We start from the raw sequence: 2713 nt of genomic DNA on the forward strand, positions 1-2713 counted from the left end.
CCCTGCTGAAGCGAGGTGCTGCGAATCCAGCTTTCCAGGGTCGCTGCATCATGAGCGGTAATTGTAAAAACGTCAGGAGTATCCATGGGGGCAAGTATACGTGAAATCAAATCACGTAACCTTATTTTCCGCATGGCCCACTAGCTATTTAGTGTGTATTGAAATATGTATCATGCTTAGCCTGGGCCGCCCTGTCCTGCTCACCTTGATAAAACCGGACAAACTTCCTATCAGACGAACTCAAATAGACCCACCCTTCTTTCACCCTAAACCAGCAGTCTCCGGATTTTGAATAAACTTTCGGAAAACTTCCCCACCCGCTTTTGGAAACAGAAAATTCTGAGAAACTATCAATCGCATGTTTTTCCGCATCGAAATCCGGGGCATCGTAAATTAGAATCGGGGAGTTTCTCAGGAATGACTTGTCCGCTTCCTTATACTTATAGCAGCTTATGGAATCAAGGGAACGATCAAACCATAAATATTTTTCCGCCCCTTCAAAATCGTATACCGTGCAGTCGTTAAACTGTATCGCCCAGAGCTTCCCCTTATCAAAACCGATATACCCAATGGCTTTAGTTGCAGAGCCCTCGCCCAATTGCGAACCCATCAAAGCCGAAACAAGAAACAAAATCACCAATCGCATAATTTAATCAATCGATCCCTTTAACCCTTGTATAGAACACCACATAATTCCCATTTAAGCCAATCTCCCGGGTGGATCGGCCCTCAACGGCTCCAGGAAAGGATACCCGCCAGGCTTCCACCAATTGGCTAACCGGCCTGCTCCCTCAGTTCTTTTCTCATAGGAACAAATTTAATTGACAGCTTAGAACCCAAAGGGTACTCGATGGCCTCACCTGGCTCAAACCCATGACGGGCATAAAGCCTCTGACCTGGAAGCGTTGCCATTAGTTCCAAACTTGCAAAACCCCTCTCCCTCGCGGCTCTCTCACATCTTTCCATTATCATGGACCCGATGCCCTGGCGTGCACAAGAGGGCTTTACAAAAAATGCCCGAATCTTTGCCGGATCACCTTGTGGATTCAATAGTTTTGAATCCCTATTGCCTTCGCTATCATTTCCAAAAAGAGTGGCGCGATAGCTCCAGCCACCACAGCCGATCAAATCCGCTCCATTTTCCACGACGAAATAGGTTTTATCACAAATCAGCTGTGTATCTACCCCCCAAGCCGATAGTAGCGCCCCCCTGATTTGCTCCTGCGAATAGTCATCGGCTGCCAGGATTCGCACAGATTCCTCTATCAACGGCCGGATTGCAGGGATATCAGATTCCTCTGCCTCGCGAATAGTATATTTCATAAAAGAATGCACCACTCTTCATGCAGACGCCATCGCCGCGATGATATCGGCTATTGACTTACATTGAAAATCGCAACTTAGGCCCTTTTATTACCTGTCCTGACCTTTTTCACGTTCAAAAATGACCATCATAGAACTCGATTCACCAAATCCTACCGCAGGCAGCACAACCTGGTGCAATCTCCATCCCAACTCACCCTCGGTATTTAATAAACTCTCTACGTCCGGAGTGCCAGTCTTAAAAAGCCCTGTCTTGAAGGGCAGCTCTATGGTCTTGTATTCGTACTTTTTCATAAAAGAAGACGCCTCGTGGTCCAGATCACCCACTTCAATTGCAAATGTCGCCGCTAGTACCCTCCCGGTCTCAAGAGAAGCTGTAGCCTCCTTTCAGGTTGCAGTATACGGGGGAATTGGCACAGATCAACGCTCCATCCACCCACATCCCGGAGAGAAACGACCTCCCTTTAGATCTCTGCCCGCTGCCGGCAGCTTGGTGCAAAGCCTGTACGCTATAAGCTACAAACTGATTCGTTCAGATTCCACATAGGCTCTGAAGTTGTCCAGGATCGCCTGCCAGCCGTTGCGCTGTACATCAATGGAGTTCTGCGCTTCGGCATCGAAGACTGTTGTGACTTTAGTACCACTGCCCGCTGGCTCGAATATTGTTCTGAATCGGCGCCCGTCGGCCATAACAAGCTCAAGCACCTCGTGAGGCTGCACTTGGCCATAGATCGCTTCAAAACCAAAGCCGTCGCTGCTATCCCTGGCCTCCATCCGTGCCTTATAGGCACTCGCTACCTTCAAGTCGGCTTCGGCGCTGGGGCAGCCACCAATCATCGGATGCAAAGTTCCAATGTGTAATATGCACGGGCTTTGTATAGGCCTCCCACACGGTTTCGACGACAGCTTCGATGGTAGTGTCTATGGAAATTTGTGGATTGTTCATATTCCCATCTCCACTCTATTTGACAGCCGACTGACAGAACCGACGCCTGTCAGTCGATTCCTACTTCGGCGAGTTTGTACGGGCGACTCCGGAAAAAGAGAACGTCCGTCAGGACCAGGCGAAAATCCATCCCCACCCCGCTATTGCCTTAGTAGATTGTTAAAAAAGCCCTCCCTGGCTTTGCTCAACCCGGGTTTGCGGCGCATGTCCGCAAACCCTCCACGACAAATCAAGCAGTTACATGCTTGATTTGCGGCCCGAACATCCCTGTTCGGGACAGCAGGCTTCTGAAAAGCACTTTTTCAACAGCCTGCTAGGGCCTGTTAACACTAATTAGCCGGTCAGCGATCAATGAAAAGTTGATGAAGAACTTAAAAACGACATCCAACTTATCAAATCGACTAAATATTCTTCGGAAACCTTTCAAGCGGCGAAACAGACGCT

At 48.8% G+C, this 2713-nt stretch carries 4 protein-coding genes; all 4 read right to left on the bottom strand.

Features of this window, described 5'->3' with window-relative positions:
• Nucleotides 1-148 precede the first annotated feature (148 nt).
• The 4 genes from AB1S50_RS19255 to AB1S50_RS19270 all read right to left on the bottom strand — a co-directional run bounded on the left by AB1S50_RS19255 (nt 149) and on the right by AB1S50_RS19270 (nt 2160).
• Nucleotides 149-646: a hypothetical protein gene (locus AB1S50_RS19255; RefSeq protein ID WP_367152868.1), complete on the bottom strand. Its 498-nt coding sequence runs from the start codon at nt 644-646 to the stop codon at nt 149-151.
• Nucleotides 647-774: 128 nt separating this feature from the next.
• Nucleotides 775-1323 (bottom strand): GNAT family N-acetyltransferase, encoded by a 549-nt coding sequence (locus AB1S50_RS19260; RefSeq protein WP_367152870.1) that lies wholly within the window; start codon nt 1321-1323, stop codon nt 775-777.
• A gap of 90 nt (nt 1324-1413) precedes the next feature.
• Complete coding sequence (locus AB1S50_RS19265; RefSeq protein ID WP_367152872.1) at nt 1414-1617, bottom strand: DUF4177 domain-containing protein; 204 nt, start codon at nt 1615-1617, stop codon at nt 1414-1416.
• Between the two features lie 222 nt (nt 1618-1839).
• Nucleotides 1840-2160 carry an SRPBCC domain-containing protein gene (locus AB1S50_RS19270; protein WP_367152874.1) on the bottom strand — a complete coding sequence of 107 codons (321 nt, stop codon included), beginning with the start codon at nt 2158-2160 and terminating at the stop codon, nt 1840-1842.
• Between the last annotated feature and the right edge of the window lie 553 nt (nt 2161-2713).

It is taken from the genome of Microbulbifer discodermiae (genome assembly GCF_040742695.1).
Lineage (GTDB): Bacteria > Pseudomonadota > Gammaproteobacteria > Pseudomonadales > Cellvibrionaceae > Microbulbifer.